28 protein-coding genes are annotated in these 26,310 nt (G+C 70.6%); 20 read left to right on the top strand and 8 right to left on the bottom strand.

The genetic code is table 11. The features are described from left to right. Window positions 1–256 precede the first annotated feature (256 nt). The 3 genes from ACGFML_RS16480 to ACGFML_RS16470 all read left to right on the top strand — a co-directional run bounded on the left by ACGFML_RS16480 (window position 257) and on the right by ACGFML_RS16470 (window position 5,160). Window positions 257–2,518 carry an FUSC family protein gene (locus tag ACGFML_RS16480; protein ID WP_393544222.1) on the top strand — a complete coding sequence of 754 codons (2,262 nt, stop codon included), beginning with the start codon at window positions 257–259 and terminating at the stop codon, window positions 2,516–2,518. Between the two features lie 341 nt (window positions 2,519–2,859). Further along, complete coding sequence (gene asnB, locus ACGFML_RS16475; protein WP_393544220.1) at window positions 2,860–4,704, top strand: asparagine synthase (glutamine-hydrolyzing); 1,845 nt, start codon at window positions 2,860–2,862, stop codon at window positions 4,702–4,704. A 27-nt stretch (window positions 4,705–4,731) separates the two neighbouring features. Further along, the gene (locus ACGFML_RS16470; RefSeq protein ID WP_393544218.1) at window positions 4,732–5,160 is read left to right on the top strand and encodes a MarR family winged helix-turn-helix transcriptional regulator; all 429 of its coding nucleotides are present in this window, start codon (window positions 4,732–4,734) and stop codon (window positions 5,158–5,160) included. A gap of 75 nt (window positions 5,161–5,235) precedes the next feature. Here ACGFML_RS16470 and ACGFML_RS16465 read toward each other — a convergent pair whose 3' ends face one another. From ACGFML_RS16465 to ACGFML_RS16455, 3 genes are all read right to left on the bottom strand, one after another. Next, complete coding sequence (locus tag ACGFML_RS16465) at window positions 5,236–5,895, bottom strand: endonuclease (RefSeq protein ID WP_393544217.1); 660 nt, start codon at window positions 5,893–5,895, stop codon at window positions 5,236–5,238. A gap of 114 nt (window positions 5,896–6,009) precedes the next feature. Beyond that, on the bottom strand, window positions 6,010–6,477 hold the full coding sequence (locus tag ACGFML_RS16460; RefSeq protein WP_393544214.1) for a VOC family protein: 468 nt from the start codon (window positions 6,475–6,477) through the stop codon (window positions 6,010–6,012). Window positions 6,478–6,482: 5 nt separating this feature from the next. Continuing rightward, window positions 6,483–7,442, bottom strand: coding sequence for a DUF5996 family protein (locus ACGFML_RS16455; RefSeq protein ID WP_393544213.1), 960 nt, complete (start codon window positions 7,440–7,442; stop codon window positions 6,483–6,485). Window positions 7,443–7,736: 294 nt separating this feature from the next. On the opposite strand from ACGFML_RS16455, the gene ACGFML_RS16450 reads away from it, so the two are divergent. The 16 genes from ACGFML_RS16450 to ACGFML_RS16375 all read left to right on the top strand — a co-directional run bounded on the left by ACGFML_RS16450 (window position 7,737) and on the right by ACGFML_RS16375 (window position 18,806). Further along, the gene (locus tag ACGFML_RS16450) at window positions 7,737–8,288 is read left to right on the top strand and encodes a YciI family protein (protein WP_393544211.1); all 552 of its coding nucleotides are present in this window, start codon (window positions 7,737–7,739) and stop codon (window positions 8,286–8,288) included. Between the two features lie 348 nt (window positions 8,289–8,636). Further along, a complete protein-coding gene (locus tag ACGFML_RS16445; RefSeq protein WP_393544209.1) occupies window positions 8,637–10,064 on the top strand; it encodes an MFS transporter in 1,428 nt (475 codons plus the stop codon). A gap of 589 nt (window positions 10,065–10,653) precedes the next feature. After that, window positions 10,654–10,950, top strand: a complete 297-nt coding sequence (locus ACGFML_RS16440) for a gas vesicle protein (protein ID WP_393544207.1) — start codon at window positions 10,654–10,656, stop codon at window positions 10,948–10,950. 72 nt (window positions 10,951–11,022) lie between these two features. Continuing rightward, a complete protein-coding gene (locus ACGFML_RS16435; protein ID WP_393544205.1) occupies window positions 11,023–11,463 on the top strand; it encodes a gas vesicle structural protein GvpA in 441 nt (146 codons plus the stop codon). Window positions 11,464–11,466: 3 nt separating this feature from the next. After that, window positions 11,467–12,180, top strand: a complete 714-nt coding sequence (locus ACGFML_RS16430; RefSeq protein ID WP_393544203.1) for a GvpL/GvpF family gas vesicle protein — start codon at window positions 11,467–11,469, stop codon at window positions 12,178–12,180. A 161-nt stretch (window positions 12,181–12,341) separates the two neighbouring features. After that, window positions 12,342–12,599: a gas vesicle protein GvpG gene (locus ACGFML_RS16425; RefSeq protein ID WP_393544201.1), complete on the top strand. Its 258-nt coding sequence runs from the start codon at window positions 12,342–12,344 to the stop codon at window positions 12,597–12,599. A gap of 27 nt (window positions 12,600–12,626) precedes the next feature. Further along, window positions 12,627–13,298 (top strand): hypothetical protein, encoded by a 672-nt coding sequence (locus ACGFML_RS16420; RefSeq protein ID WP_393544199.1) that lies wholly within the window; start codon window positions 12,627–12,629, stop codon window positions 13,296–13,298. Beyond that, window positions 13,291–14,487, top strand: coding sequence for an SRPBCC family protein (locus ACGFML_RS16415; RefSeq protein ID WP_393544198.1), 1,197 nt, complete (start codon window positions 13,291–13,293; stop codon window positions 14,485–14,487). Before ACGFML_RS16420 ends, ACGFML_RS16415 begins: the two co-directional genes overlap by 8 nt. Window positions 14,488–14,519: 32 nt before the next feature. Continuing rightward, a complete protein-coding gene (locus ACGFML_RS16410; RefSeq protein WP_393544197.1) occupies window positions 14,520–14,987 on the top strand; it encodes a gas vesicle protein in 468 nt (155 codons plus the stop codon). After that, a complete protein-coding gene (locus tag ACGFML_RS16405; RefSeq protein ID WP_393544195.1) occupies window positions 14,984–15,835 on the top strand; it encodes a GvpL/GvpF family gas vesicle protein in 852 nt (283 codons plus the stop codon). Before ACGFML_RS16410 ends, ACGFML_RS16405 begins: the two co-directional genes overlap by 4 nt. Then, on the top strand, window positions 15,835–16,182 hold the full coding sequence (locus ACGFML_RS16400; RefSeq protein WP_393544193.1) for a gas vesicle protein: 348 nt from the start codon (window positions 15,835–15,837) through the stop codon (window positions 16,180–16,182). Before ACGFML_RS16405 ends, ACGFML_RS16400 begins: the two co-directional genes overlap by 1 nt. Window positions 16,183–16,267: 85 nt before the next feature. Further along, window positions 16,268–16,687, top strand: a complete 420-nt coding sequence (locus ACGFML_RS16395; protein ID WP_393544191.1) for a gas vesicle protein K — start codon at window positions 16,268–16,270, stop codon at window positions 16,685–16,687. A 255-nt stretch (window positions 16,688–16,942) separates the two neighbouring features. After that, complete coding sequence (locus ACGFML_RS16390; protein WP_393544189.1) at window positions 16,943–17,308, top strand: hypothetical protein; 366 nt, start codon at window positions 16,943–16,945, stop codon at window positions 17,306–17,308. 132 nt (window positions 17,309–17,440) lie between these two features. Then, complete coding sequence (locus ACGFML_RS16385) at window positions 17,441–17,611, top strand: hydrophobic protein (RefSeq protein ID WP_393544187.1); 171 nt, start codon at window positions 17,441–17,443, stop codon at window positions 17,609–17,611. Between the two features lie 188 nt (window positions 17,612–17,799). Continuing rightward, window positions 17,800–18,150: a PRC-barrel domain-containing protein gene (locus tag ACGFML_RS16380; protein ID WP_393544185.1), complete on the top strand. Its 351-nt coding sequence runs from the start codon at window positions 17,800–17,802 to the stop codon at window positions 18,148–18,150. Further along, window positions 18,105–18,806, top strand: coding sequence for a haloacid dehalogenase type II (locus ACGFML_RS16375; RefSeq protein ID WP_393544686.1), 702 nt, complete (start codon window positions 18,105–18,107; stop codon window positions 18,804–18,806). Before ACGFML_RS16380 ends, ACGFML_RS16375 begins: the two co-directional genes overlap by 46 nt. 17 nt (window positions 18,807–18,823) lie before the next feature. On the opposite strand, the gene ACGFML_RS16370 is transcribed toward ACGFML_RS16375, so the two are convergent. The 3 genes from ACGFML_RS16370 to ACGFML_RS16360 form a co-directional block, all read right to left on the bottom strand. Further along, window positions 18,824–19,747, bottom strand: a complete 924-nt coding sequence (locus ACGFML_RS16370; protein ID WP_393544183.1) for a PhzF family phenazine biosynthesis protein — start codon at window positions 19,745–19,747, stop codon at window positions 18,824–18,826. A gap of 138 nt (window positions 19,748–19,885) precedes the next feature. Further along, entirely contained in the window at window positions 19,886–21,511 is a 1,626-nt protein-coding gene (locus ACGFML_RS16365; protein ID WP_393544182.1) for a TROVE domain-containing protein, read from the bottom strand. A 472-nt stretch (window positions 21,512–21,983) separates the two neighbouring features. Continuing rightward, window positions 21,984–22,316: a cupin domain-containing protein gene (locus ACGFML_RS16360; RefSeq protein ID WP_393544180.1), complete on the bottom strand. Its 333-nt coding sequence runs from the start codon at window positions 22,314–22,316 to the stop codon at window positions 21,984–21,986. A 71-nt stretch (window positions 22,317–22,387) separates the two neighbouring features. Between ACGFML_RS16360 and ACGFML_RS16355 the strand changes: the two genes are divergently transcribed. Further along, on the top strand, window positions 22,388–23,347 hold the full coding sequence (locus ACGFML_RS16355; RefSeq protein ID WP_393544178.1) for a GlxA family transcriptional regulator: 960 nt from the start codon (window positions 22,388–22,390) through the stop codon (window positions 23,345–23,347). A gap of 110 nt (window positions 23,348–23,457) precedes the next feature. Here the strand turns inward: ACGFML_RS16355 and ACGFML_RS16350 are convergent, their stop codons facing one another. Both ACGFML_RS16350 and ACGFML_RS16345 read right to left on the bottom strand, forming a co-directional pair. Beyond that, complete coding sequence (locus tag ACGFML_RS16350) at window positions 23,458–24,078, bottom strand: L-threonylcarbamoyladenylate synthase (RefSeq protein ID WP_393544176.1); 621 nt, start codon at window positions 24,076–24,078, stop codon at window positions 23,458–23,460. 113 nt (window positions 24,079–24,191) lie between these two features. Continuing rightward, window positions 24,192–26,288, bottom strand: a complete 2,097-nt coding sequence (locus tag ACGFML_RS16345; RefSeq protein ID WP_393544174.1) for a trehalose-6-phosphate synthase — start codon at window positions 26,286–26,288, stop codon at window positions 24,192–24,194. Window positions 26,289–26,310: the final 22 nt, after the last annotated feature.

Genomic DNA, 26,310 nt, shown 5'->3' with positions numbered 1-26,310 from the left:
CCGTCCGCTCCCGCGACGGGGCGTCAGGTGCACCCGCCGTCGCAGACGTCGGGTGGCCGAAACCGCCCAACGGTCCCGGGCGACCGGCACCGCCGAGTGGTGCGGGGCGGGCAGCGACACCGGTGAGGTCCGGACGTACCACCGCGAAGCGACCGACGCCGGCCCCGGAGGGGCGTCGTGCAATGCTGGGGGTGCCCCGGCCGACGGCGCACATGACCTCGGCCGATGCCGAGAATGGGGAGCGTACGGCAGCGTGATGGCAGCGATACGACGAACTGCGACCCGCACCTGGAACCGCTTCGCGGCATCCGACCCGGGGCTCCTGCGGCTGATGGCGGGGTTGCGGACGGTGGGTGCGATCGTGCTCACCCTCATCTCCCTCGCCCTGCTCCACACCGGCGTCACCCTCATGGTCGCGGGCGCCATGGCGGCCATGGTCGCGACGTTCGCCATCAGGGAGAAGGAGGTGCGCGGCCAGGCGATCACCCTCGCCCTCGGCCTGCCCGTCGCGCTCGCCGCCGTGACGCTGGGCGCTCTGCTCCACAGCAGGATCATCGCGGGCGACCTGTTCTTCCTCGCCCTGATCTTCGGCGCCGTCTACGCCCGCCGCTTCGGCGACCGCGGCATGGCGCTGGGACTGATCGGCTTCCAGGTCTACTTCGTCTCGCTGTTCGTACAAGCCACCGTGCCCGCCCTGCCGCAGCTGTTCCTGACCCTGAGCCTCGCCTTCGCGTGCAGCGCGGTCGCCCGGTTCGCCATCGTGCCCGACACCCCCGAACGCACCCTGGGCCGGCTGCGTGAGGCGTTCCGGGCACGCCTCGCGCAGCTGGTCGCCACCCATCGGGAGCTTGTGGACGCCGGGCCGAAGCAGCTGGACGGCGTCCTGGACGACCTGCGGCGGCACACCTCCCGGCTGCACGAAGCGGCGCTGATGATCCAGGGCCGCCTGGAGGAGGGAACCCGCGACGCGGCCACCGCGGGGCTGCTGCAGCGCCGGGTCGCGGACGCGGAGATCGCCGCCGAACGGCTGGGGATGATGCTGCTCAACGCCCGCAGTGCGGAGCGTACGGACACCCTCACCCTGCATCTGCCGCATGCGCCCGTACCGGCCACGGTCAACCGGATGCACGTCGAAGGCGATGCCGTGGCCACGCTGCGCCGGGACCTCGAAGCGCTGCACCTGATGGTCGCGCGACAGGCACCCGGCGACCGCGGCACGGCGCTGGCCCACGTACGGAACAGGCTGCTCGGCTATCGCGACGAGGACAGCCTGCCCCGCGCCTCGCCGGCGGTCCAGGATGCCTTCCGCGGTCTCGGCGAGGCCGCACGCGCCGTCCTGGGCCTGCGGCTGGCGCTGGACGGGCCGCAGGACGAGTCCGACGACACCTCGGCCACCACACGTTCGCGGGAGGAGTTCGACGCCGAGGATCTCGCGATCGTCGGAGCGGAGCAGGAGGACGAGGACGAGGACGACCGCACCGGGCTGCAGCGGCCCACCACCCGGGCCGCGTTCCAGGTCGCGGTGGGTTCGGCGCTGGCCATCGTCGGCGGCGAGTTCCTCTCCAGCCAGCGCTGGTACTGGGCGGTGCTGACCTGCTGGGTGGTGTTCCTCAACACCGCATCCACGGGCGAGATCCTGGTCAAGGGCTATCGCCGGCTGTTGGGCACGGCGCTCGGCGTGGTCGCCGGTGTCGGACTCGCCGGCCTGGTGGGCAACCACACCTGGACCGCGTTCGCGCTGGTCCTGCTCTGCGTCTTCGGGATGTTCTTCACCGCACCGCTGTCGTACGCGCTGATGTCCTTCTTCGTCACCGCGATGCTCGGCCTGCTCTACACCCTCCTCAACACCTACAGCCTCGCCACACTGGTGCTGCGCATCGAGGAGACGGCGCTGGGCGCGGCCTGCGGGATCATCGCGGCCGTACTGGTGCTGCCGGTGCACACGGACCGCCGTACGGACGAGCACCTGGGCACCGTCCTGACCCGGCTGCGCGAGTCGGTGTCCGCGGCGGTGGCGCAGCTCAGTGGCGGGCCGGCCGCCGACCTGCTGAGCGGAGCCCGCGACCTGGACACCGCCCTGAACGATCTGCGCGACTCCACCCAGCCGTTGACGCATCCCATCACGCCGCTGCGCGGGCGCCGGCAGACCGCCCGCTATCTGGTGGCGCTCCTGGAGACCTGCGCCTATCACGCCCGCTCCCTGGCGGCCACGGCCGAACTCCTGCCGGCGAGCAGGACCGTGACCCCCGACCCCCGGCTCGAACGCGTCGGCCGGCGCATCGCGCGCAACATCGATCTCATCGCCGCACGGGTGGCGGACGAGCACACCGAGGACGAGGTCGAGTCCGGCGCCAGCATCGCCTCGCTGCTGGAGGCGGACGGCGCCCCGGCCCCGACGTCGGGCACCGTCACCTTCCGCGTGCTGCGGCACCTCCAGCGCCTCGACGAGGGTGTGGTGGGTATCGCCCGCGCCCTTGAGGTACCGGTGGCAGGGCGCGGCGGACGCAGGAGCGGCTGACGCGCCCTCCCCGAGGCGGGCCCGCTCCCCCGCCGTATCGGGTAAAGCGTCCTCTCCTCCTCGTATGGCGCAACCGTTCGCCGGCCTGCCCCCTGGGCCTCGAAACCCGTTGACATCGCAGCTCAGGCACCCCTCACCGGCTCCTCCCGGACGCTGCGGCGCGCGCTCTCGGGCCTCAGGTCGGGTGACGGGCCGGTTGACGAAGCGGCGCCCGAGGACCACGCTCGTTACATAGATGCTCGATACAACTGCCTCCGACGGCGTGGTCGGGCATCGATCGGGCATCGGCGTGCCCTCTCGTCGTGTCCGGCAGCTCCGGAGTCGGATCAGGAGGACATGGCATGTGTGGCATCACCGGCTGGGTTTCCTTCGACCGCGATCTGCGCTCCCAGCAGGGGACCGTGGACGCGATGACCGAGACGATGTCCTGCCGCGGGCCCGACGACCGCGGCATCTGGGTGCAGGGGCCCGCCGCGCTCGGCCATCGCCGCCTCGCGATCATCGATCTGCCCGGTGGGCGTCAGCCGATGACCGCCGAGCGGGCGGACGGGACGCAGGTCGCCCTCGTGTACTCCGGCGAGACGTACAACTTCGGTGAACTGCAGGCGGAGCTCGCCTCCAGGGGCCACCGTTTCGCTACCGATTCCGACACCGAGGTCGTGCTGCGCGGCTACCTGGAGTGGGGCGAGGCGGTCGCCGAACGGCTCAACGGGATGTTCGCGTTCGCGGTCTGGGACGAACAGCGTCAGCGGCTCGTCATGGTCCGCGACCGGATGGGCATCAAGCCGTTCTCCTACTACCCGACCCCCGACGGCGTGCTGTTCGGCTCCGAGCCGAAGGCGATCCTCGCCAACCCGCTCGCCAAGCGGAACGTCGGCCTCGACGGCATCCGCGAGCTCTTCGCCTTCGTCAAGACACCCGGCCACGCCATCTGGGACGGCATGTACGAGGTCGAGCCGGGCACGGTGGTCACCGTCGACCGCAACGGGCTGCGCCGGCACACCTACTGGGCGCTGCGGACCCAGGCGCACCACGACGACCGCGACACCTCCGTCGCACAGGTCCGTACCCTGCTCGACGACATCGTCCGTCGCCAGTTGGTCTCCGACGTGCCGCGCTGCACCCTGCTCTCCGGCGGCCTGGACTCCTCGGCCATGACCGCGCTGGCAGCACGCCAACTGGGCGAGGTGGGCGAGACGGTACGGAGCTTCGCCGTCGACTTCGTCGGCCGGACCGAGAACTTCGTGGCCGACGAGCTGCGCGCCACCCCCGACACCCCGTACGTCCACGACGTGGCCCGCCTCTCCGGCACCCAACACGAGGACATCGTCCTGGACTCGGCGGAACTGGCCGATCCCGAGGTACGGGCCGCGGTCATCCGGGCCCGGGACATCCCCATGGGCCTGGGCGACCTGGACGCCTCCCTCTACCTGCTGTTCAAGGCGATCCGCCGGCACTCGACGGTCGCCCTGTCCGGCGAGTCGGCCGACGAGGTCTTCGGCGGCTACCAGCAGTTCTTCGACGAGGAGGCGCGCCGGGCCGACACCTTCCCCTGGCTCGTCCGCCACACCCGGCACATGGGCGACGACGGTGACATCCTCACCCCCGGCCTCACCGACGCCCTCGACCTGCCGGCCTACATCCAGGACGGCTACCACTCCGCCGTCAAGGATGTCGAACGCCTCGACGGCGAGAGCGACTTCGAGTTCCGGATGCGCAAGATCTCCTACCTGCACCTGACGCGCTTCGTACGGATTCTCCTCGACCGCAAGGACCGCGCCAGCATGGCGGTCGGTCTGGAGGTGCGGGTGCCGTTCTGCGACCACCGGCTGGTCGAGTACGTCTACAACGCACCGTGGTCGCTGAAGTCGTTCGACGGACGGGAGAAGAGCCTGCTGCGCGAGGCCACCGCCGATGTGCTGCCCAGGTCCGTGTACGACCGCGTGAAGAGCCCCTACCCCTCCACCCAGGACCCCCAGTACGCGGTCGCGCTCCAGCAGCACGCCAAGGACCTGCTGTCGCGGACCTCGCACCCGGTGTTCGACCTCGTCGACCGCGACTGTCTGCGGCGCGCGGTGAACAACCACACCCGGCAGATCACCCAGGCGTCCCGGCACTGCTTGGAGAGGACGCTCGATCTCGCCGTGTGGTGGGACATGTACTCCCCCACCGTTACGCTCTCTTGACCTGATCCGGCAGGCGATGGGTGAGCGATGACGATCGGTGACAACGAGGCACTGCAGCTGGTGATCTCCCTGCACCGGCTCACCCGGAGCCTGCGCCGGTCCGCCACGGCGGGCAGTATCCAGCTGACCCACATCGCCGTGCTGGCCCTGCTCACCCAGCAGGGCCCGTCCCGGATCGGCGAGATCGCCCAGTGGGTGCCCTGCTCCCAGCCGACCGCCACCGCGACGGTCCTCGGGCTGGAGGCGGCGGGCCTGGTCCGCCGCGAGGGCGACCCCAAGGACAAGCGGGTCAGCCGCGTTCTGCTCACCGAACGCGGCACCGCCGCACTGGCGGACGTCGCACGTGGCGAGGCCGAGGTGCTCGCCACCCGCCTCGCCGCGCTCCGCCCCGAGGAGGTCCGCCAACTCGCGGCGGTGGAACCGCTGCTGCGCCGGCTCGCGGAGGCGACGGACTGAGGCGGGGCACGCGCCGGGCCCGGTCCGCCTTCCCTGAAGGAGCGTCACACGCCCCCGTCGCCTCGGCCGGCAGGGTCAGCCCGCAGCGGCCGCCCGGACCTCCTCGGCGATCTCGCGGTCCAGCGCCGCACGCACCAACGCCGAGGCGAACGCGGCGGCCTCGTCCGCCGTGACCAGCCGCGACAGCTTCGTACGGTCACCCGGCAGGCCCAGCCGCTCCGCACCCTGTACGGCCTTCGGGTCGAGGAACGGCGCGAACTCCGTCCAGACCCCCTGCACCTCCCGCAGGAAGATGGCGGATCCCGTGGGCCCGACGCCGGGCAGCTCCTGAAGCGCTCGGCGCAGCGTGCCGGTATCGCCGTCGGCGCGCTGCCGCATCCGCCGCAGATCGCCGCCGTAGTCGTCCAGCAGCAGCGTGGCACCCTCGCCGAGCCGGGTGGCGGTGCTCTCGTCGTAGCGGCGGTAACCGCCCGCGCCGAGCGCGTCCACGCGCTGCTGCCAGGTGGCGTCCAGCATGCGGCGCGGAGTGCTCATCCCCGCGTCGAACAGGGCTCGCGCCGACGCCACCGCCACCGACGCGCGGATCCGTGTACTGAGCAGATCGGCCAGTACCAGGACCTGGTAGAGCGGCTGCGGGGTGTTCCGGACCCTGATGCCGCACTGTTCGGCGTAGGTCTCGCCGTACCCGTCCAACAGGGCTCGGGCGATGGCCCGGTGCCCGCCGCCACCACTCATGACCGGCCGCCGGCATGCGCACCGGTGGACTCCGCGACGCGGCCCTCCCGGCTGCCCCTGGGCATGTCCTTCCCTTGGGTGACAACCACGTCTTCACCTCCTGTGCGGAGCACCTCACGCGTCCTGTCCGCCGGGTGGGCCGGTGGGATCCGCGAAAATGCCCTCCAGCATGCCGGTGGCCTGTCCCACCTCGATCAGATGGCCGTCCGGATCGCGGAGGTAGCAGCGGAGTTCGGCCTTGCGGTCGAGGGGCTCGGTCAGGAACTGCGCGCCCTTGGCGGTCGCTTGCTCGTAGAAGGCGGCGATGTCGGCCACCCGTACGTTGAGGAAGGACGAGACGGGATCGCCGGGTTCGGGTGCGGTGAGGGTGACGTCGGGCTTGTCGGGGGTGGGGCCGCCGCCGGGGTTCATGATGATCCAGCCGTTGGCGATCTTCACGATGCAGGGATTCTCCGCCAGCACCACCTCCCCGCCGAACACGTCCGCATAGAAGCGACGCGAGACCGCCACATCGCGCACGGTCAGGAAGTGCGTCAGCACCAGCCCCTGCGCGGGTACCGGCCAGTCGTCCCGGTGCGTCATCGGAGTCACCCCTTCGCCTGGGCGCCGTGGGACCAACGTGCCGGGTCGACCTCGAGTGCGGCCCGGTCCCATCCGGCCCGCTCGGCGGCCGCCTCGTAGGTGCTGTGCAGGAAGCCGGAGAGCGCCCGGTCGGGGTCGCCGGCTGTGCGGACGGCTTCGTACGGCAGCAGGAACTGGCCGTTCTCCTGGCTGTAGAACGCCTCGTCGGGGACGACCGGGCTGTCGGCGTAGCCGTCCGGTTCGGGGTAGGCGTAGGAGTAGAAGGCCCCTTCGTCCCCGCCGCCGGGCCAGAAGCCGCAGCTGCTCAACTCATGTGAGTAGCCCTCCACCATGACCCAGTCGCCGCAGTTCGGCGCCCCTCCGGGATGGCGCGGGGCGCGGCGTCCGGAGAAGCGGGTACACGCCAGGTCCATGGCTCCCCAGAAGAAGTGGACCGGGCTGACCTTCCCTGCGAAGCTCGCCCGGAACTCCCCCAGCACCCGGTTGGCGTGCAGGAGTTGGCGCCAGAACAGCTGCGCGGCGGACGGGTCGTAGGTGTGGTGCCGGTAGTCCTCGGCGAACGGTGTCGCCGGCTCCACCTCGTTCGGGTGCCCCTGGATGGTGGTGGGCACGCCCAGCTCCTCCAGCACCCGCCGGACGCGGCCGTAGAAGTCGGCCACCGGCATGGATTCCAGTGCGAGATGGCGGGCGCCGCCGTCGCTGGTCCGCAGGCGAAGCGTGTGATCGACGAAGTCGAATTCGATGTCGAAGGCGCCCGCGCCGTGCGGAATGGCGGACGTGGTCAGACCTCGTGGGCTGACATACAGCGTCACCTGCCACCAGTGGTTGACCAGCGGAGCGTGCGCCAGCCGGATCTTGCCGACGATCTGCGTCCACATGTGCAGTGTTTCGCGGGTCTCGGTCCAGTCCGCGACGCGCAGCGACGGCCACGCCGTACCTGCCCGGGAGGTTTCCGTCGTCCCCATGGCTCCTCCGCTCCGTAGCGGCCGGACGGCCCCGCCTGTGCCGCGCGGGCACTGCCGATGTGCCGCCGCCCAGTCGCTGGGCGGCGGCGAGGCGTGCACCGTCACTCACCGTCGCCCGTTCCGCTGCCCGAGCGGCGCGGTGGTACCTGGCGCACCGGCCGCCGGGCGGGTGCCGGGCGAGTGCCGTGGGAGGCCGTCGTGGGACGGCCGTTGCCGCTCTGTCCAGCGTGCCCAGGACCACTGACCTCCGGCAACTCGACGGGCCCGGGGCGCCCCTCGGTGCAGAGTGTGGCCATGGAGTTCTTCTGCTATCACCGCGATCGGCCCGGCTCCGTGGCACTGCGCCACGAGTTGCTGGAAGAGCACTGGACCTACATGGACCGCTATGAGGAGGAGATGATCGCCCGCGGCCCCACCCTCACCGGTGACGAGGGCATGCCCACCGGCAGCATGCACATCGTCGACCTGCCGGATCCCGCCGCCGCCCGCGCGTTCGCCTTCGACGAGCCCGGCTACCAGGCCGGCGTGTACCGGGACGTGCTGCTGCGCCGGTGGCGCAACATGCTGGGGCGCACCATGTGGGATTCCCCCGCCGGCCGGACGGGTGGCAACCGCTACCTGGTGCTCGGCCTGGGCACGGGGCAGGGCGCCGACCTCGCCGTGCCGCCCGACCGGGACGAGCTGATCGCGTACGGGCCGCTGCTGTCCGACGACGGCACCATCTGGCTCGGTACGGCGGCACTGGTCCGGGCGCCGGACCCGGACACGGCACGCGCCGTCCTCACCTCGGGTCTGTATGCCGGCATAGAGGTCCACAGCTGGCAGTTCGGCGGGCGGCCGTCGTGAGCTGAGGGCGCCGCCGGCCTTTAGCCTTTTTCTCGATATTTTATCCGCGTTATATGGGTTGTTTACTGGAATACGGAAATTCCGGCCTGGCGACACGCCACGGCACCCCCAGGAACGCATCACCCCCTCCCTCCGGGCAAGAAGCGAGCTGCGACACCCCGGCTACCGCAATGTGAACCATGCGCACCGTACTGTTTCCTCCAGTTCCTTCAGTGCCTTGCTGTCTCTTGGGTTCCTTGCTGTTTCTTCGGTTCCTTGCTGTTTCTTCGGTTCCTTGCTGTTTCTTCCGGTGCACACCCTCCGCTCTCTTTGGCAGAGGTCCTCTGCGAACGGGATGGAGTGGGCGACGTGGGGTTCGCTGCGACGGCCGGCGGCGGTGTGTCCGGGCCCCCTCCCGGGGCGGCCCCGGAGTCCAGGTGGCGGTCCCTGGCGCCGCTGCTGGCGGTGTGTGCCGGGTATTTCATGGTGATCCTGGACGTGACGATCATCAATGTCGCCGTGCCGGTGGTGGGCCGGGACCTGTCGGCGTCGCTCACCGGCATCCAGTGGATCACCGACGGGTACACCCTGGTCTTCGCCGGCTTCCTGCTGACCGGCGGGGCGCTGGGCGACCGGCTGGGGAACCGGCGGGTCTTCTGCACGGGCGTGGCCGTGTTCACCGCGTCCTCGGCCGCGTGCGCGCTCGCGCCGAGCACCTCCTTCCTGGTTGCCGCCCGGCTGCTGGAAGGGCTCGGCGCGGCGCTGATCGTGCCCGGTTCCCTGGCCCTGCTCCAGCAGGCCTACCCGGCGCCCGCCGCACGCTCACGGGCCTTCGGGCTGTGGGGTTCCATGGCGGGCATCGCGGCCTCCGCCGGACCGTTGCTGGGCGGGCTGCTGGTGTCCACGGCGGGGTGGCGATGGGTCTTCCTCATCAACCTGCCCGTCGGTGTGGCCTGCCTGGTGCTGACGCTAAGGCATGTGGCCGCCTCGCCCCGGCACGCCGGCCGAACCCTGGACTGGCCGGCGCAATGCCTGGTCGTGGCGGCGGTGGCGCTGGTGACGGCCGCGCTCAACGAGGCCGGGCGTCGGGGCTGGTCCGATCCGGTCGTGGCCGCCGGGCTGGGTCTGTCCGTGATGGCCGTCTTGGCGCTCGCGGTGCGTGAGCGGCTGGCCCGGTCTCCCGCCCTGCCGCCCAGCCTGCTGCGCTCACGTGCGCTGAGCGGCGGTGCCCTGATCGGCCTGCTGTTCAACTTCGGGTTCTACGGCATGGTGTTCACCACCAGCCTGGACTTCCAGCACCAGCGCGGTTTCAGCGCCCTCGGCACAGGGGCGGCCCTCCTTCCGGCGGTGGCGATGACCATGTTCGCCTCCGTCCTGTCCGGGCGGCTGGCCCGCACCACCGGCGACCGTCCCCTGGTGGTCTCCGGCATGCTGCTGGCTGCCCTGGGGCTGGCGGGCTGGGTCGTGGCGGGAGTCGATCCGGCCTACCTGCTGCTGGTGGCCCCGATGATGGCCGCGGGCTTCGGCACCTCCTTCGCCCTCACCGGCGCCACCTCCACCGTGATGGGCGCCGCACCGACGGCGTACTCGGGGACCGCCTCCGCCCTGTTCAACACCACCCGCCAGATCGGCAGCGCCACCGGCGTAGCGTTGGGCGGCACCCTGCTGGCCACCGCCACCGACTACAACGCGGGGACACGCCTCAGCATGGCCATCGGCGCGCTCGCCTACCTGATCGCCGCAGTCCTCGCATGGCGGTGCATTCCGGCAAAGCCCGGAAGGACTCAGCACGCGTAACACGACCAGGCGTGGTGTCTCCTGCGGCATGGCCGACAGGTCGGGCTGCAGGCCAGGGAGACGAAAGCATCGTGGAGTTCGGGGCGACGTTCCCAGCGGGCGGTGGGGCGTCGTCCAGGGCTCTCCCTGCGCACGCCTTTCCGCGCTCACGCTCTTCCGCTTTCACGGATTCTCTGCCGTCGCGGACTTTCCTTCTCCCGGCGTTCCGGCCCCTCCCGGATTCGCCGCCGATTCCTGGCATTCGCCGCCTGACGCTCCGGGCCCGCAGGCTTCCCGCACACTCCACCATCTGTAGCTCCATCATGCACGCGCCGCCGCACAACGCTCCACCCGCCAGCGCACATTGCGCCGAAGTTCTCGCCCTGTCGATTTCTCGGTGATCGGGAACAGGGCCGACTCACACCATCTGAACTGGGGAAACGAGAAGAGTACTTGATCGATGGTGGTCTTTTTCCGGAGGGTGGAAAGTTCCGGCACTGCCACCACGCATACGTTCGACTCCGAGGGGCAGGCGGAGTTCCATCGCCGTTACGGCCAGCCGTACTTGGCGCTTTCATAGGTATCGCTACGACGCACCACAGGCGGGATCATGGCGACAGCGGAAAGCAAGGAAGGCAAAACCGAATCGACGCGCATGGGCGCTCCCAAGGCAATGCGCCTCGCAGCCGCACAACTCGCGCAGATGCTCCGATGCGAGCCCGGCTCGGTATCCGCACTCAAAGCCACGGACAACGGTTGGTCGGCGGACGTGGAAGTGGTGGAGATCGAGAGGATCCCGGATACCGCGAGCGTCATGGCTTCGTACCGTGTCCATCTCGACGAACAGGGCGAACTCGTGGGATACGAGCGGGTTCGCCGCTATGCGAGGGGCCAGATCGACCGATGAGCGGAAACGCGCTCGTCAATTGTCACGAACGGCCCCGTACCCGCTCCAGCCAACTGGAAGGGAAGACAGACCGTGACCGTCGTTCAGCAATCCAACGCACCGAACACGGGAAGTGGCTCGGGCAATCTCTACGATGTCCTTGAGCTCATCCTCGATCGAGGGCTCGTCATCGACGCCTTTGTCCGCGTCTCCCTCGTCGGTATCGAAATCCTCAAGATCGACGTACGTGTCGTCGTCGCCAGCGTGGACACCTATCTGCGCTTCGCCGAGGCATGCAACCGGCTGGATCTGGAATCGGGCCGAAAGGCGCCCAGCCAGCTCACCGACCTGGTCGGCGAGGTGACCGAGAACGGCGCCAAAGGAAAGTCGAAAGGTGCACTGACAGGCGCCGTCGAGGCTTTCACCGACTCCTTCCAGAAGGGGCACGAGGAACCCGAGGAGGAAGACGCCCGCCCGGCGCGCAAATCCTCCGCATCCAGCAGCCGCCGTACGTCCCGCCGCCGGGAGGAGTAGGGAATGCCGACTTACGTCTACGCCATCACCGAAGCCGGCCATCCGCTCCGCCTGGACGGCATCGAGGGGGTCGGCGACCCCGCGGCGGAGCTGCGCACCGTCAGGGCCGAGGGCCTGAGCGCGGTGGTCAGCGACGCGCCGCCGCATCTGCGGGCCAAGCGCCGGGACCTGGCCGCCCACCAGAACGTGCAGGAGCGACTGCTGGCCGACGGTGCCGCGTTGCCGATGCGGTTCGGCCTGGTGGGCGCCGACGACGACCAGGTCGCAGCCGCCCTGGAGGAGCAGCGCGACACCTACACCGAGCGCCTCACGGAGGTCGGTGGATGTGTGGAGTACAACCTCAAGGTCGCCCGCGACGAGGACGATCTGCTACGGGACATCGTGGCGGAGTCCGCCGAGATCCAGCGGCTCAACGACCGCACCCGGCAGGACCCCGGTGCACACCACGACAGGATGGCGCTCGGCGAGCTGGTCTCGCGGGAGGTCCAGGCGCGCCAGGACCGCACGGGCACCGACGTGGTGGCCCGTCTCGCACCCGCCGCGGAACGTACCGCGGTCGCCGACCCGACCAAGAACCACTTCCTGAACGTGTCGTTTCTGGTCCGACGAGAGAAGGCCGGAGCCTTCTCCGCGGCGGTCCATGAGGAAGCCGGGCAGCGCGGTGACGCCTACACCTTCACCCTGAACGGGCCACTGCCGCCGTACAGCTTCGTCTGACGCGTCCCGACGCGTCCGATACTTCCGACACATCGACGCGTCGTCCGCATCCGACACGGACGACGCGGACGACACGGACGACACGGACGACACGGACGACGCGGACGACACGGACGACACATCCGATACGGACGACCGACCTCGCCGAGCGGAGTTCCGCCATGGGCCTCATCACGCACATCCTGACCCTCCCGCTCGCTCCGGTGCGGGGCACGGCCTGGGTACTCGACCAGGTCCTGCGCACCGCGGAGCGGGAGTACTACGACCCGGCGCCCGTTCGCGAGGAACTGGCACAACTGGAGCAGCAGTTGCTGGACGGAAGCATCGAGGCCGAGGAGTTCGACCGACGCGAGGACGAACTCCTCGATCGCCTGGAATGGCTGGAGGCCCGCCGGCAGCAGCTACCCGCCGACTCCTGATCACGGGGAGAACGAGGTGTACGACAGATGATGAACAACGCCAAACTGGGTGTGGCCCTCGTAGGGGGCTACTTTCTGGGACGCACGAAGAAAGCGAAGATGGCCATCGGCCTGGGCATGTATCTCGCCGGCCGGAGATTGAGCCTGGACCCGAGGCAGTTGGGCAAACTGGTGGCCAATTCACCGGTCCTCGGGCCCCTCAACGACCAGGTGCGCCGGGAGCTCGTGGACGCCACGAAGTCGGCAGCCACCTCCGCGCTCACGCAGCGCATGTCCGCTCTCGCCGACTCCCTCCACGACCGGACCCTGGAGCTCGACGGCGCGGAGGCCGAGGCCGGGAACACGAAGGACGACGAACCGAGGAGCACGGAGGACGAACCACACGGCCAGGCGGACGAGGCGGCCGAGGCGGACGCGATGAATGAGGCGGATGAGCCTCGGGGCGAGGCAAACCCGCCGCGTCGTAAGGCACCGGCCAAGTCGGCCCCCCATGGGAAACGGTCCACGTCGACAGCACGGAAATCAGCCTCGGGGGCTCGGAAGTCCGCCTCGGGGGCCGGGAAGTCCGCCTCAGGAGCCCGGAAGGCCGCCTCCGGAGCGCGCACGTCCACGTCCGCTGCCCGGAAGACTGCCACCGCCGCGGCGCGCAAGGCCCCCTCGGCGCGCCGGACGTCCGACCGCGGAGGCCGCGATGACTGAGTCCACGTTCAGCCGGGTGAAGGGCGAGGTGGCGAAGCATCCGGCCACCGAAGAGCTCAAGGAGGAGTTCCAGAAGTATCTCCAGGCACGTGCGCAGCACGCCGTCACCAGCCTCGGACACAAGCTGGGCGAGCGCGTCGCCACACTCGGCGAGCCCGGCCAGGGCGCGGGCGGGCTCGTCAACAGCCTGGCGAAGGGCGGACAGGCGCTCGGCAAAGGGGCATCGCCGGCCCAGGCCGCACTGGTCACCGGCACCACGCACCTCAAGGACACCCTCAAGGGCAAGGTCAAGGACAAGGTCAAGGGACTGTTCGGCAAGGGCCGCAAGGGCGGCGGCGGCAAGTCCAAGAGCGTGACCATCGTCGAGGACATCGACGTGGGTGTGCCGGTGCGTGAGGCGTACGACCAGTGGACGCAGTTCCAGGACTTCAGCACCTTCGCCAAGGGCGTCGTCAGCGTCGAGAAGTCCGACGACACCACCAGCAACTGGAAGGTGAAGGTCGCCAAATCCACCAGGAGCTGGCGGGCGAACGTCACCGAGCAGGTGCCCGACGAGCGCATCACATGGACCACCGAGGGCGCGAAGGGCACGGTCAAGGGCGTGGTGACCTTCCACCGCCTCACCGACGACCTGACGCGCGTTCTGCTGGTCCTGGAGTACTTCCCCAAGGGCCTCTTCGAGAAGACGGGCAACATCTGGCGCGCCCAGGGCCGCCGCGCCCGTCTCGACCTCAAGCTCTACCGCAAGTTCCTCATGATGCGCGGCGAGGCCACCGACGGCTGGCGGGGCGAGATCCAGGACGGCAAGGTCGTCGTCGCGCACGCGGACGCCGTAGCCGAGGAGGAGCACACCGGCGACGACGAACCGGACGAGCGCGAGCCCGCCGTCGCCGAGGACGAGGCCCCGGACGACGAGGCATACGAGGACGAGGCGTTCGGGGACGAGGACGCCTATGAGGGCGACGACGAGCGCGCGGACGACCGGGACGAGGACGAGCGGGACGACGAGCCCGACCTCGAAGAGGAGACGGACGAAGAGGAGGACGAAGGGGCCGACGGAGAAGACGAGGCCGACGACGACGCACTCGTGGACGAGAGCGACGAGAGCGACGAGTTCTCGGACGCGGTCGACGACGACGCCCCCTCCGGCGGCCGTCCCCGGCGCCGACCCGCGGTATCCCGGCGCTGACCCGTTCCCACCGCACAGACGAGGCTGATCACGTGTCCGATTCACTGGCCGGCCGTATGGGGCCGTCCTCCGCGACGTCCCCGTACGGCGGGCAAGGTTCCTCCGCCAACCTGGCCGACATCCTCGAACGCGTCCTGGACAAGGGCGTCGTGATCGCGGGCGACATCCAGATCAACCTGCTCGACATCGAGCTGCTCACGATCAAACTGCGGCTGCTCATCGCTTCCGTCGACAAGGCCAAGGAGATGGGCATCGACTGGTGGGAGCACGACCCCTCGCTCTCTTCGGGCGGCCGCGCGCGCACGCAGGTCGCCGACGCGCGCCCCCCGGCGGCGGACGACGGCCGCCTGACCGAGGAGAACGCCAGGCTGCGCGCCGAACTCGCCGAGCTACGGGCCGCGGCCGGCCTGCCGAAGGGGTCGGCCCCACGCGACGACGCCCCACTCGACGACACCCGACACGACGGCACCCCGCGGACGGCGCCCGAGGAGGAACGGTGAACGCGCAAGCCCGGATCACCGAAGCGGCCGACACGCCGCCCGACCGGCCGGACACGTCCGAGGCGCCAGGCGCCACGGTCTCCTACGCCTACGCCGTCAGCCGCGCCGGTACCGCGCTCGACACGACGGCCCCGCAGCTCACCGGGTTGGAAGGTCGCCCCCTCCGGACAGTCGTCTCGGGCGGGCTGGCGGCTCTTGTCTCCTCGGTGCCCGCCGGCATGTACAGCGAGGAGGGCATGAAGGCGCAGCTGGGGAATCTGTCCGCCCTGGAGGTCATCGCCCGCACGCACCACGCGGTGGTCGACGCTGCCTACGCCAGGACGACCGCCCTGCCCATGCGGCTGGCGACGGTCTACCGCGATGACGCCCGGGTCCGGTCGATGCTCCGCGAACGCGGTGCGGCCTTCGTCGAACTGCTCAGCTGGCTCGAAGGGCATGTCGAGCTGGGGGTGAAGATCTACGCGGATCCGCGTGAGGCGGCCACCGAGGCGCCCTCCCCCGCATCGGTCAGCCCCGGCCGAGCCTACCTGCAGCGACGTCGGGCGCAGCAGCGCTCCCAGCGGGACGTGTACCGCGCGGCGGGGGCGGTCGCGGCCGACATACCGGGCCGGGTGGCCGCCGTCGCCCGGGCCAGGTGCGCGCACCGTCCGCAGCAAGGCGAACTGGCGTCGGGGGCCGGCGAGAACATCACCAACGATGCTTATCTGGTTCCCGCCGAGCGGACCACGGAATTCCGTCAGGTGTTGGCGGGCCTGGCTGACGGCGTACCCGGCGTACGTATCGAGATCACCGGCCCGTGGGCGCCGTACTCCTTCGCAACGCCACCCGCGGCGGGCGGGAGCGCGTAATGGGCGACGACGTACCGGCGGGCGCCCTCACCGAGTCCACCGAGTCCGCCGGGGCCCCCGGCGCCCCCGGTGCCCCTGACATCCCTGACGCCCCTGACGTCATGGGCAGCTTCGGCCTCCCTGGTGGCTCCGGCGTTCCTGGTGACCATGGCGTCACCGGTCCCTCCGAGGAAGAGTCTCTCGCCGGCCGGCAGGTCGCACTGATCGACCTCCTGGACCGACTCCTCAACGGCGGCGCCGTCCTCACCGGTGACCTCGTCCTGTCGGTCGCCGATGTGGACCTGGTCCGGATCAACCTGCGGGCGGTCATCCACTCCATCACGCCCGACGACCCGGCACCGTGGTGATGCAAGGCCGAGGGAGCGAGGGGAACTTCGCTGCACGACACAGCAGTTCGCCACAACGCCGAGAAGACCCCCAGGAGGAGGCCTCGTGACGGAAGACGAACCCGCAGTGCCGGAACCCGCCTTGGTGGAAGTCGCCCGCGCAGCGGCACAGGCATTCGCTGTGGCGCCGGCCGAAGGAGAGGATCAGCGGTCGGGCAGTGACCCGGCCCAGCGGCTGAGGACCGATCCGGAATCCGTCGAACGTGATCTCATCGCCTTGGTGCTGACCATCGTCGAGCTCTTGCGGCAGCTCATGGAGCGCACCGCTCTGCACCGCGTCGACCAAGGCGACCTGAGCGAGGAACAGGAAGAACGGGTCGGGCTGACGCTGATGATTCTCCAGGACCGGATGTCGGAACTCTGCGGCCGCTACGGGCTCACCATGAACGACCTCAATCTGAATCTGGGCCCGCTGGGCTCCTTGCTGCCCCGAACGACACCCGATGTCGCTGATGGCGGCGGATGACAGTGGATGACGACAGATGACGCTTTCGACGCCTGACCATGCCCATTTCTCATGCCCGTGCCCGTGCCCCTACCCATGCCCATGCCCATGCCCATGCCCATGCCCGGGGACGCTCGGGGATGTCCGACGACGCTGGTGAGGAAGCCTGTGATGCCTGACGCCGGCAGTGCCCGACGATTTCGCCGTCGAGTGCTGCTGTTGACGGTAGGAAAACTCCCGAGGTTTCAAAGCGACTTGAGCGGCGAGACGAATGGTATGAGTACCGAACGCAAGAATTCCGAAGGCCCCGCCGGAAAGCTGTCTCGCGATACCAGGGAGACCGCTTCCAAGGGCCGGAAAAGCGTGGAGCGCTCGGGCGGTGTCGCCACAGAGGAAACCGCGGCGGCCGGCGGGCAGGCCAAGACGAGCATCGAAAGCGGTCGACGGGCCGCGGTGGCCGCGTCGGAGAAGTGCGCCGCCGCAGCCGGCACCGTATGGACGGCCGTCAAGAACCGCAAGGTCGTCGCCGCGGGCGCCGGCGCCGGGCTGATCGGCATCGTCTCCGCCGCGTTCGCCGCAGGCCGCGCCACCGCGAGGCCGCGAACCGGGCCGCTGACACGGCTCGCCCACGGGCGTATCTAGGGCCTGCCCTCCCCCTCTCCCCTTCTCCCCCATCGAGGAACACGACAATTCCCGATCAGACCAATCGGCGCTCTCGGCCGGTGGGACACACCCCCGCCGCGCGGAGAATACCCGGTTCGGAGGTTGATCCTTATGGTCCCCCTGCTTCTCGTACTACTCCTCGCACTGCTGCTGTTCGGCGCCGGATTCGCCTTGAAGGCGCTATGGATCGTGGCCGTGGTCGTGCTGGCCGTCTGGCTTCTCGGCTTCGTCATGCGGTCCGCCGGCGCCGGCGGCCGACGGGGGCGCTGGTATCGCTGGTAGCCGTCTCGCATCCCCTCAGCCGGAGCCCCGCCGATCAACACGGCGGGGCTCCGGTTCGCCGGAGGAAAATAAGAAGAACCGAGAGAGGTTGAACAGAGGAAGAACACCGGCAATATCGCACCACACGGCTGTGGGAATTCCGTAGAATTCCGGCCGCCGGACCACCCACCGCACCACGGAGGTTTCTCATGACGGACAACTTGTGGGGCTTCAAGGAAGAAACGGGCTACCAGGCGGGTACCGACCTGATCGGCTTCCATGTCGAGGCGATCGACGGTCGGATCGGCACGGTCGACAAGCACTCCGACGAGGTCGGCGCCGCCTACCTGGTCGTCGACACCGGAGTGTGGATCTTCGGCAGGCATGTTCTGGTGCCGGCCGGGACGATCTCCTCCATCGACCTCGAAGAGACCACGATCTACCTCGCCCTCACCAAGGACGACATCGAGCAGGCCCCGGAGTTCGACCAGGAAAAGCACCTGGACAACGACGAATACCATCAGCAGCTGGCCGGCTACTACGGCGCGCCGCACTCCTGACCGCGCCGCCGGGACGCGAGCCGCGCCACCCCACTGGCCGGGCCGCCCGGCCGAAGAGCCGGGTCCCGCCGTTCGAGCCCCCGTCGGAGCCCCCGTTCGAGCCCGCCTCGCGAGCAGGTCAGACCGTTTCGGCGGCCCCGACCGCGAAAACCAGTTTGCCGGTGGTGGCGCCGGACTCGATGCGGCCCGCCCGGCTCGTCGCCGACGCCGCCGGAGTCGACGACCCGGCCGCCGTAGCGGCGCTGGCCCTGTCAGGTCGCCGGCTGCCGCCGTGGCCCGACACCGTGGCAGGGCTCGCCCGACTGGCCGAACGGTTCCCGCTGATCGGACTCTCCAACGCGAGCCGGACGGCGCTGCTGGGACTCAACCCCCACGCCGGACTGCGCTGGCACCAGGCCCTGTCCGCCGAAGACGCCCGGGCCTACAAGCCGGACCCAGCGGTCTACCAGCTGGCCGTCGCCGTCTCCGGACGACCGCCGGAGCGGCTGTTGATGGTCGCCGCCCACGCCTGGGACCTGCGCGGTGCGCAGGGCCTCGGCCTGCGCACCGCCTATGTCGCCCGCCCCGTCGGCGACCCGCCCACCTCCTCGGACCGGTTCGACCTGCACGCCGACGGCCTGGCGGACCTGGCCGACCAACTCGACAGGGCCTCATAGGGCTTCGTCCGGTGGTGTCAGGGGGCTGCCACGGGGTGGGTGGTCGGCAGGCGGAGCTCGCCCGTCGCGGCCAAGGCCGCTCGGCCGGTGAGGCGCGGGATGCCGTCGGCGACGGTGACCTTGATGCGGGAGGGCCGGTCCAGCACGTGCCCCTGCACGATGGTGACCTGGTCATCGGCCCGCCCGTGGTCGCTCAGGAGGCACGCGAGGGGGCCGGCGGCGCTTCCGGTTGCCGGGTCCTCCGTGATGCCGGCGACCGGATTGACGAAGCGGGCATGCACATCGGCGTCGGCCTCCGCCGGGTCGAGGGCGTACAGGTACACCCCCTGTCCTCCGACGTCGGTCAACAGCGTCCGCAGCCGTGCGGCGTCCGGACGCGCACCGTCGACCACGTCTCGGTCGCGGAGCCCGACCATCAGGTGCGCGGCGCCGGTGGAGACGACCTGCGCCACGGGCAGTTCGGCGGCTGCGCCGAGTGCTTCGCCGTCGACTCCGAGCGCGTCGGCAAGCGCGGCCCGATCCGCCAGGAGGCCCCCGTACTCGACGGCCTGTTGCTCCATGGCCACCTCCACGCGACCGCTGCCGTCCACGGTGACCTCGACCGGCAACACCGCGGAACCCAGCTGCTGGTACCAGCGGCCCACGCCACGGCGGGGGCCGAGCAGCTCGGTGGCGGCCAGCCACCACCAGGCACCGAGCGCGTTGTGGCCCGCCCCGAACACCTCGACGCCCGCCGCGGTGAAGGAACGCAGCCGCCAGGTGGCCCCGGGCTGTGTCGGACGCAGCAGAAACGTCGTCTCCGCCTGGTTGAACTCGCGGGCGATGCGCGGCAGCAGCTCCTCCGGCAGCGCGTCCGCGCCGGGCACGAGAGCCAGTGGGTTGCCCGCCAGGGGCTGGTCGGTGAAGACGTCAACCAAGGCGAACGGAGTGCTGTCGGCCATGCTCTGCTCCTGTCGACGGACGATGGACGATGGACGATGGAAGGCGGAAGGCGGAAAGCGGAAAGCGGAAGGCGGAAGGCGGAAGGCGGATGGCGGATGGCGGATGGCGGATGCGAACGTCACCCAACACGTTGGGGGTCAGCCGTTCGCAGCCGCCCACGGGAACGTGGCATCCCGACCGGCTTCCAGGAGCGGGATCATGCGGAACGCCTGGTCCGTGAGCCCGCCGAAGGTGTGCCGATTCCGGCCGCCTGACGGAGCGTGTCCGGCCTCGTATCCGGCGAGGTTCCAGGTGTACATCGGGACCGTCGCCGGTGCGGACTCGGTGACCTCGCGGGCGTCGTGCCCGGCCTGCTCGTCGGTGACGATGACGACCCTGTCGTGGCCCTTGAACTTCTGCCGGAGCGCGAGGGCCGTGTCGGTGCCACCGCCGAGGAACCAACCGCCGTCCTTCCAACGGCCGACCGCGCGCAGCAGCGACTCGCCGCGCTCCAGCGGGAACCTCTTCGTGGCCGCGCCGGGCTCATCGCCCACGTACCGGCGGGCGGAGGAGAACGAGACGACATCCGCGCGCTCGCACCGCTGCCCCAGCGCGACGCCGAACAGGGCTGCCGCGTCCCACCGCATCAGGGTCCCGTCGCGGGAGAATCCGGCTTCCATCGAGCTGGACGTGTCAACCAGGACCAGCGTCCGGCCTCGGAGCTTCGGAATGTTCGTCAGCGACGCGGTCAGGGCCTTCTCGATGGCGTGGCCCCAGCGCAGGGACGGCGCGGCCCGGTACGCCGAGTAGAAGCGCATCGGCAACTGCCGGGAGCGGGCGACCTGCTCGGGAGCGGCGAGCTTCCGCGCGACCGTGTCGGCGACCTCGTCGGAGACACCCGCCTCGTCGAAGTTGCGCAGGTTCCGCAGCAGGGCCGTGTAGCCCATGGACGGGATGACCGCCTCCCATGCCGCGGCGTCCATCGGCCCCTGGAGCCAGCCGGCCAGCGCCTCCCACGTCATGCCCGCCTCACGGAGCAGATCGGTGACGTCGGGGTCGCTGAGCACGGCACGCCTCCGGTCGACCGGCATCCTCATGAGCGAGTCTCGGGCGTGCAGGGTGAGGAGCCGGGCGGGAATCTCCTCGTCGCGCTTCTTGCGCCGGTCGAGGGCGTGCTTGAACAGGTCTCCCTGCCACGGCTTGTCGTCGGCAGGCGTGGGGTGCACGAGGTTGAGGACGTCGCCGAACCGGTAGTCCTTCGACTCGGTGTCGTACTTGAGGAGCGACCGCTCGCTGTACAGGCGCTGCACGGCGTCGGCGATGCCGCGCTTCACCGGCTTGGGCAGCTTGCGGCCGTACTGGGTTGCCCAGTAGCCCAGCATCTCCCCGGGCTCGTCGGGGCGCTGGAGCACAGCGTCGATGACCTGCCGGGAGTGACCGGGAAGCTGAGCATCGAGTCGCGCCTTGGTGAACTCGGCCGCGCCCACGAGCGCCGCGGTGCGCATGTTGCCCTCGCCGCGGAGCCAGCGCAGGAGACCCGCGGTCCACTGCGGGTCCTCGACGGCGAGCCGCCGCACGAGCTGGGTGTAGCGGTCGTCGCGCTCTGTCGCCTTCTCGTAGAAGGTGTCGGTGCCGACGAAGTTGGCGACAGCGAGGAGGAAGAGCTCCGACTTGGCATCGCGCAGGTGGCCGGCGCCGCCTTCGTGGGTGGTGGTGCGCTCCCCGGTCGTGGCCACGGGCGAGCCGGCGGCCGGGCGGCCCGTGCGGGAGTTGAAGCGAGACAAGAGAGAGCCCCTCACCTGGAGGGGAAGCTCAGCAGTGGGGTGCCCGAGGTCAGAATCGGCTGAGGAAACAAGGTGCTCTACCAACTGAGCTACGCCGACCGGTAGTCGACGACGGGACTCGAACCCGCGACCGCCCCATTAGGAGTGGAAGTATCCCCTGCCTGCGCGCACCGGGCACCCCGATGCTGTGCCTCCCGAGATCAAGACGGCTGCGGTCTGTGGGGATCGAACCCACCCACCTAAGTGGTTCTGCCAAAAGAAGTAACCGCGGCCTGCGCACCGGGAGGTGCATGACGTTGCGGATCCACTGTAACTCGCCCTGCCGACAACGCCACTGGGTTTCTCCGCGAGGGAGAGCCGCCGCTCGCCGGCCGCGGCGCTGGGCACGGAGCCGGTCCGGAAACCCGACGCCGGGCCGTGAGCGCGCGGTCGCCCACCTGCACTGGTTCCGCCGCCGGCGGAGCCGTGCGGGTCAGCGGGGCAGCACGGTGATCCCGAGCATCCGTGCTCCCCTCTCGGTACGGGGCCGGTGGCGGCTGCCCGGTGCGAACACCACGTACGTGCCGGCCCCGTGGCGTTCCGCCCCTTCGATCACCTCGCCGCTCAGCACGTAGTAGCGCTCTTCGGTGGCGTGCACGTCGACCTCCGGCCATTCGGTTCCCGGGGCGAAGTCGATCAGCCAGCCACCGGCGTATTCGGTCCTCGGCAGCCTGCGGCGCACGATGCCGGGGGTGACCTCGACCGGTGCGACCTCATCGACCTGGACGGCGGTCTTCAGCGCGCCCGTTTCCGTGGTTTCACTCATGGGACCACTGTGGCCCGGGCCGGCCTCCCGGCCCGAGAGTCCAGATGGACATCCATGGGTATCTTTCTGCCATGAACCGTCATCGGGTGGTGGCCCTCCTCAACCCGCCCCAGTCCCCCTTCGAAGTCGCCTGCGCCGCCGAGGTCTTCGGCACCGCCCGGCAGGACCTGCCGGTCCACTACGACTTCCTGGTCTGCGCCGAGCGCCCCGGCCCGCTGCAGACCACCCTCGGCTACGCGATGCTCGTCGACGCGGGGCTGCCGGCCCTGGAGGACGCGGACACGGTGATCGTCCCTGGTTGGCAGCCGCCCGGCACACCGGTGCCGCCGACCGTCCTGGAGGCGCTGCGGGCCGCCCACCGGCGCGGGGCGAGGATCGTCGCCATCTGCACGGGGGCGTTCGTCCTCGCCCAGGCCGGACTGCTCGACGGCCGCCGCGCCACCACCCATTGGCGCCGCACCGCCCAACTCGCCGCCGCCTTCCCCGAGGTGCAGGTGGACCTGGACGTGCTGTACGTCGACCACGGCGACGTGGCGACCAGCGCCGGCAGCGGCGCGGGCATCGACCTGTGCCTGCACCTCGTGCGCTCCGACCACGGCGCGGCATACGCCGCCCAGATCGCCCGGCACATGGTGCTGCCGCCCCACAGGGAGGGCAGCCAACTCCAGTACGCCGCACAGCCCGCCCCCGCCAGGGCGGACGAGTCATTGGCACCGCTGCTGGAGTGGGCCACCTCCCGGCTCGACACCCGACTGACCCTGGGCGGCCTCGCCGAACGCGCCGGACTGTCGAGCCGAACCCTCGCCCGGCGGTTCACCGAACAGCTCGGCACCAGCCCGGGACAGTGGTTGCTCGGCCGGCGCCTCGACGCGGCCCGGGTACTGCTGGAGCAGACCGACCTACCGGTGGAGGCCATCGCCACCCGCGTCGGGCTCGCCTCGGCCGTCAACCTGCGGCGTCGCTTCCGGGCGGCCCTCGGCACCACACCCGGTGCGTATCGACGGGCGTTCGGCGAAACGCCGCAGGCATGAGTGCCCGTCCGGCGCCGACGTCGCTCGGGCTGCCGGGACGCCGGGACGCCGGAGCGGCCGAAACGGTTCGACCGCCCGGCCGGTCCGTCCGGCCCGGTCGACCGGCGCGGCTACTCGAACCGCGTGGTGTCGCCCGCCCCTCGGCGTACGATCTCCAGTTCGCCGCCGGAGAAGTCGAGGACCGTGGTCGGTTCGGTACCGCAGTCACCGGAGTCGAGTACGGCGTCCACGACGTGGTCGAGCCGTTCCTTGATCTCCCAGCCCTGCGTCATCGGCTCGTCCTCGTCGGGCAGCAGCAGGGTGCTGGAGAGCAACGGCTGGCCGAGCTCGGTGAGCAGCGCCTGGGCGACGGTGTGGTCCGGGATGCGGACCCCGACCGTCTTCTTCTTGGGGTGCAGCAGCTGGCGCGGCACCTCCTTCGTCGCCGGGAGGATGAAGGTGTAGCTGCCGGGCGTCGCGGCCTTGATGGCGCGGAAGACGTCGTTGTCGATGTGCACGAACTGCCCGAGCTGGGCGAAGTTCTGGCACACGAGTGTGAAGTGGTGGCGGTCGTCGAGGTTCCGGATCGACCGGATCCGGCTGATGCCGTCACGGCTGCCCAGCTGGCATCCCAGTGCGAAACAGGAGTCCGTCGGATATACGACGAGCGCGCCGGAGCGGATGCTGTCAGCCACGCTGCTGATGGTGCGCCGCTGAGGGTTCTCGGGGTGCACGTCGAAATACTTCGCCATCCGGTGAGTCTACGGGGTGTCCGGAAATCTCTGGCGGGTCAGCGCGCGGCATCAGACGCGGTGCCTCGTACGGCGGAGGGACATCCGCGTCCGGGGCGATCGCCCCGGACGCGTCAGGCGTTCCGGATGGCCGCGATGATCCGACGGGCCCACTCGACGGGGGTGTGGTCGTCGAGCAGGCCGGCGAGCCGGGTGAGGTGGGCCCGTCGCTCGTCGGGGGGCATGGCCAGGGCGTGGTCGAGGGTGTCTGCCAGGTCTCGGGGTGAGCTCGGGTCCGTGAGGAGGGCGGCGGCGCCGAACTGGGCGGCGGCGCCGGTACGGCGGGAGAGGACGAGGACTCCGGACAGGCCGGCGGCGGCCTGGGCGGCGATGAACTCCTTGGCGGTGAGGTTCATGCCGTCTGCCAGTGACGTCACCCAGAAGACGTCGGCGGCGAGATAGTGGTCCACCACCTCGGCGAAGGGCAGGGCCGTGGGAATGTAGTCGACGGGCTCCCAACTCCCCTGCCTCCAGGACCGGTTGACGTCTCCGATGGCGTGTTCCAGGCGGCTGCGGGTGGTGTCGTAGGCGTGGATTCCCGGTTCCGGCGGCGGACAGACGAGGCGGAAGCGCAGCCGGCCGCGGAGCTCGGGACGCCGGGAGAGCAGGGCCGACACGGCCTGCACCTTCTGCCAGGGGGCCTTGGTGTAGTCGAGGCGCTCCACCGACAGCACCAGCGCGGTGCCGTCGTCCGGGCGCCGGTGCGGGCGGGCGCGCACCAGGGTCTCGACCGTGCGGCGGTCGATGGGCAGGGGATGCACGCCCACGCGGGGTGGGCGCCGGCTCCCGGCGAGTGCCTGCCGGAAATGGGCGCCGAAGCCGGCCGTGTGGAATCCGGCCCAGTCCAGATGGGCGAGGGAGGCGCGGATCCGTTCGGCGGCGGGGATGCGGGCGAACACCTCCGGCGGCGGGAAGGGGGTGTGGTGGAACAGGCCCAGACGCAGGTCCGGCCGCGCCGCCCGCAGCATGCCGGGCACCAGCCAGAGGTTGTAGTCGTGGAGCCAGATGGTGGCGCCGCGGGCCGCGTGGGCACTGATGTGGTCGGCGAACGCCGCGTTGAACCGCTCGTACGCGGCCCAGGCCGCGGGGTCGGGCCGCAGGAGGTCGGGCTGGGACATCAGGGCGGGCCAGAGCGTCTCCTTGCACGCGCGGTGGAAGTAGCCGGTCCATTGCGCGGGCGTCACCGGCAGCAGGGCCAGGGGCAGGCCGGTGCCGTGCGGGCCCGGTCGGGTGCCGGAGGCGTCGTCGACCAGGGCTGCGGTCCAGACGGCGTCCAGGCGGTCGGCGCCGGCGTGGAACAGGCCCTGAAGGCTGGGCAGGATTCCGTTGGGGCTGACCGGCCGGTGCCATGCTCCGTCGGCCCAGCGCACCGGCGGTCGGTGATAGCCGACCACGGTGGCGAAGGTGGGTTCCACCCAGCCCAGGTGCTCCAGGGCGGACAGGATCGCGCCCGCGCCCTGCCGGTCCGGCCGGTGCACGGCGGGGACGGACGACAGTCGCTCGCGGAGGGCGGGCTCGGCATTTCCCATGAGCACGCCGTGGGCGCCCAGTCGAAACAGCGAGAGGTCGTTGAGCGAGTCGCCGGCCACCAGCAGGGAGCCCATGGGCCATTGGAGCTTGCCCGCCAGTAGGGCGAGGGCGTTGCCCTTGCTCGCCGCGGCGGGCAGTACGTCGAAGTAGCGGTGGGCGGAGTAGGCCCAGCCGCAGCCCAGCTCCGCCACCGCGGCGGTGATCCGCGGCGACAGCAGCTCCGGGCGGAGATAGAACGAGCAGCGCCCGTCCTGAGCCACCCCGTCCTGGTGGACGAGTTCGGGGAAGCGCCCCAGGGTTGCCCGTACCTGCGCCCCTCCTGGCCATCCGGTGCGCAGCTGGTTCTGGAGGACGTCGAGGGGGCTCATGTCGGTGGCGTCGATGACGCTGGCACCGACGTCCGCGATGATCCACCGGGGACGCGGAACGACCGGGTCGCGCGCGAGGATCTCCTCGACGGAGGGCAGCCCGCGGCCGGTCGCGAACACCACGGTGATCTCCGGGTGGCGGTCCAGCGCCTCCCGCAGCCGCCGGCGGTCGGTGCGGTCCCCGCCCAGGAGGGTCCCGTCCAGGTCTGTCACCAGTACCCGGACGCCGTCCGCGGGCGCCGGCCCGTACGCCGCCTGTTTGCTCGTCAGCACGCCAGCCATGCTTCCCCTGCCC

This window comes from Streptomyces sp. NPDC048650 (assembly GCF_043199095.1).
GTDB lineage: Bacteria > Actinomycetota > Actinomycetes > Streptomycetales > Streptomycetaceae > Streptomyces.
Note: the sequence above shows the minus strand (reverse complement) of the source record. Positions and strands in the feature narration are given on the sequence as shown.

Bases quoted from the DNA above. Each gene is read 5' to 3' on its own strand.
- ACGFML_RS16480 (WP_393544222.1), top strand. From the start codon at position 257: ATGGCAGCGATACGACGAACTGCGACCCGCACCTGGAACCGCTTCGCG.
- asnB (WP_393544220.1), top strand. From the start codon at position 2,860: ATGTGTGGCATCACCGGCTGGGTTTCCTTCGACCGCGATCTGCGCTCC.
- ACGFML_RS16470 (WP_393544218.1), top strand. From the start codon at position 4,732: ATGACGATCGGTGACAACGAGGCACTGCAGCTGGTGATCTCCCTGCAC.
- ACGFML_RS16465 (WP_393544217.1), bottom strand. From the start codon at position 5,895: ATGAGTGGTGGCGGCGGGCACCGGGCCATCGCCCGAGCCCTGTTGGAC.
- ACGFML_RS16460 (WP_393544214.1), bottom strand. From the start codon at position 6,477: ATGACGCACCGGGACGACTGGCCGGTACCCGCGCAGGGGCTGGTGCTG.
- ACGFML_RS16455 (WP_393544213.1), bottom strand. From the start codon at position 7,442: ATGGGGACGACGGAAACCTCCCGGGCAGGTACGGCGTGGCCGTCGCTG.
- ACGFML_RS16450 (WP_393544211.1), top strand. From the start codon at position 7,737: ATGGAGTTCTTCTGCTATCACCGCGATCGGCCCGGCTCCGTGGCACTG.
- ACGFML_RS16440 (WP_393544207.1), top strand. From the start codon at position 10,654: ATGGCGACAGCGGAAAGCAAGGAAGGCAAAACCGAATCGACGCGCATG.
- ACGFML_RS16430 (WP_393544203.1), top strand. From the start codon at position 11,467: ATGCCGACTTACGTCTACGCCATCACCGAAGCCGGCCATCCGCTCCGC.
- ACGFML_RS16425 (WP_393544201.1), top strand. From the start codon at position 12,342: ATGGGCCTCATCACGCACATCCTGACCCTCCCGCTCGCTCCGGTGCGG.
- ACGFML_RS16420 (WP_393544199.1), top strand. From the start codon at position 12,627: ATGATGAACAACGCCAAACTGGGTGTGGCCCTCGTAGGGGGCTACTTT.
- ACGFML_RS16415 (WP_393544198.1), top strand. From the start codon at position 13,291: ATGACTGAGTCCACGTTCAGCCGGGTGAAGGGCGAGGTGGCGAAGCAT.
- ACGFML_RS16400 (WP_393544193.1), top strand. From the start codon at position 15,835: ATGGGCGACGACGTACCGGCGGGCGCCCTCACCGAGTCCACCGAGTCC.
- ACGFML_RS16390 (WP_393544189.1), top strand. From the start codon at position 16,943: ATGAGTACCGAACGCAAGAATTCCGAAGGCCCCGCCGGAAAGCTGTCT.
- ACGFML_RS16385 (WP_393544187.1), top strand. From the start codon at position 17,441: ATGGTCCCCCTGCTTCTCGTACTACTCCTCGCACTGCTGCTGTTCGGC.
- ACGFML_RS16380 (WP_393544185.1), top strand. From the start codon at position 17,800: ATGACGGACAACTTGTGGGGCTTCAAGGAAGAAACGGGCTACCAGGCG.
- ACGFML_RS16370 (WP_393544183.1), bottom strand. From the start codon at position 19,747: ATGGCCGACAGCACTCCGTTCGCCTTGGTTGACGTCTTCACCGACCAG.
- ACGFML_RS16360 (WP_393544180.1), bottom strand. From the start codon at position 22,316: ATGAGTGAAACCACGGAAACGGGCGCGCTGAAGACCGCCGTCCAGGTC.
- ACGFML_RS16355 (WP_393544178.1), top strand. From the start codon at position 22,388: ATGAACCGTCATCGGGTGGTGGCCCTCCTCAACCCGCCCCAGTCCCCC.
- ACGFML_RS16350 (WP_393544176.1), bottom strand. From the start codon at position 24,078: ATGGCGAAGTATTTCGACGTGCACCCCGAGAACCCTCAGCGGCGCACC.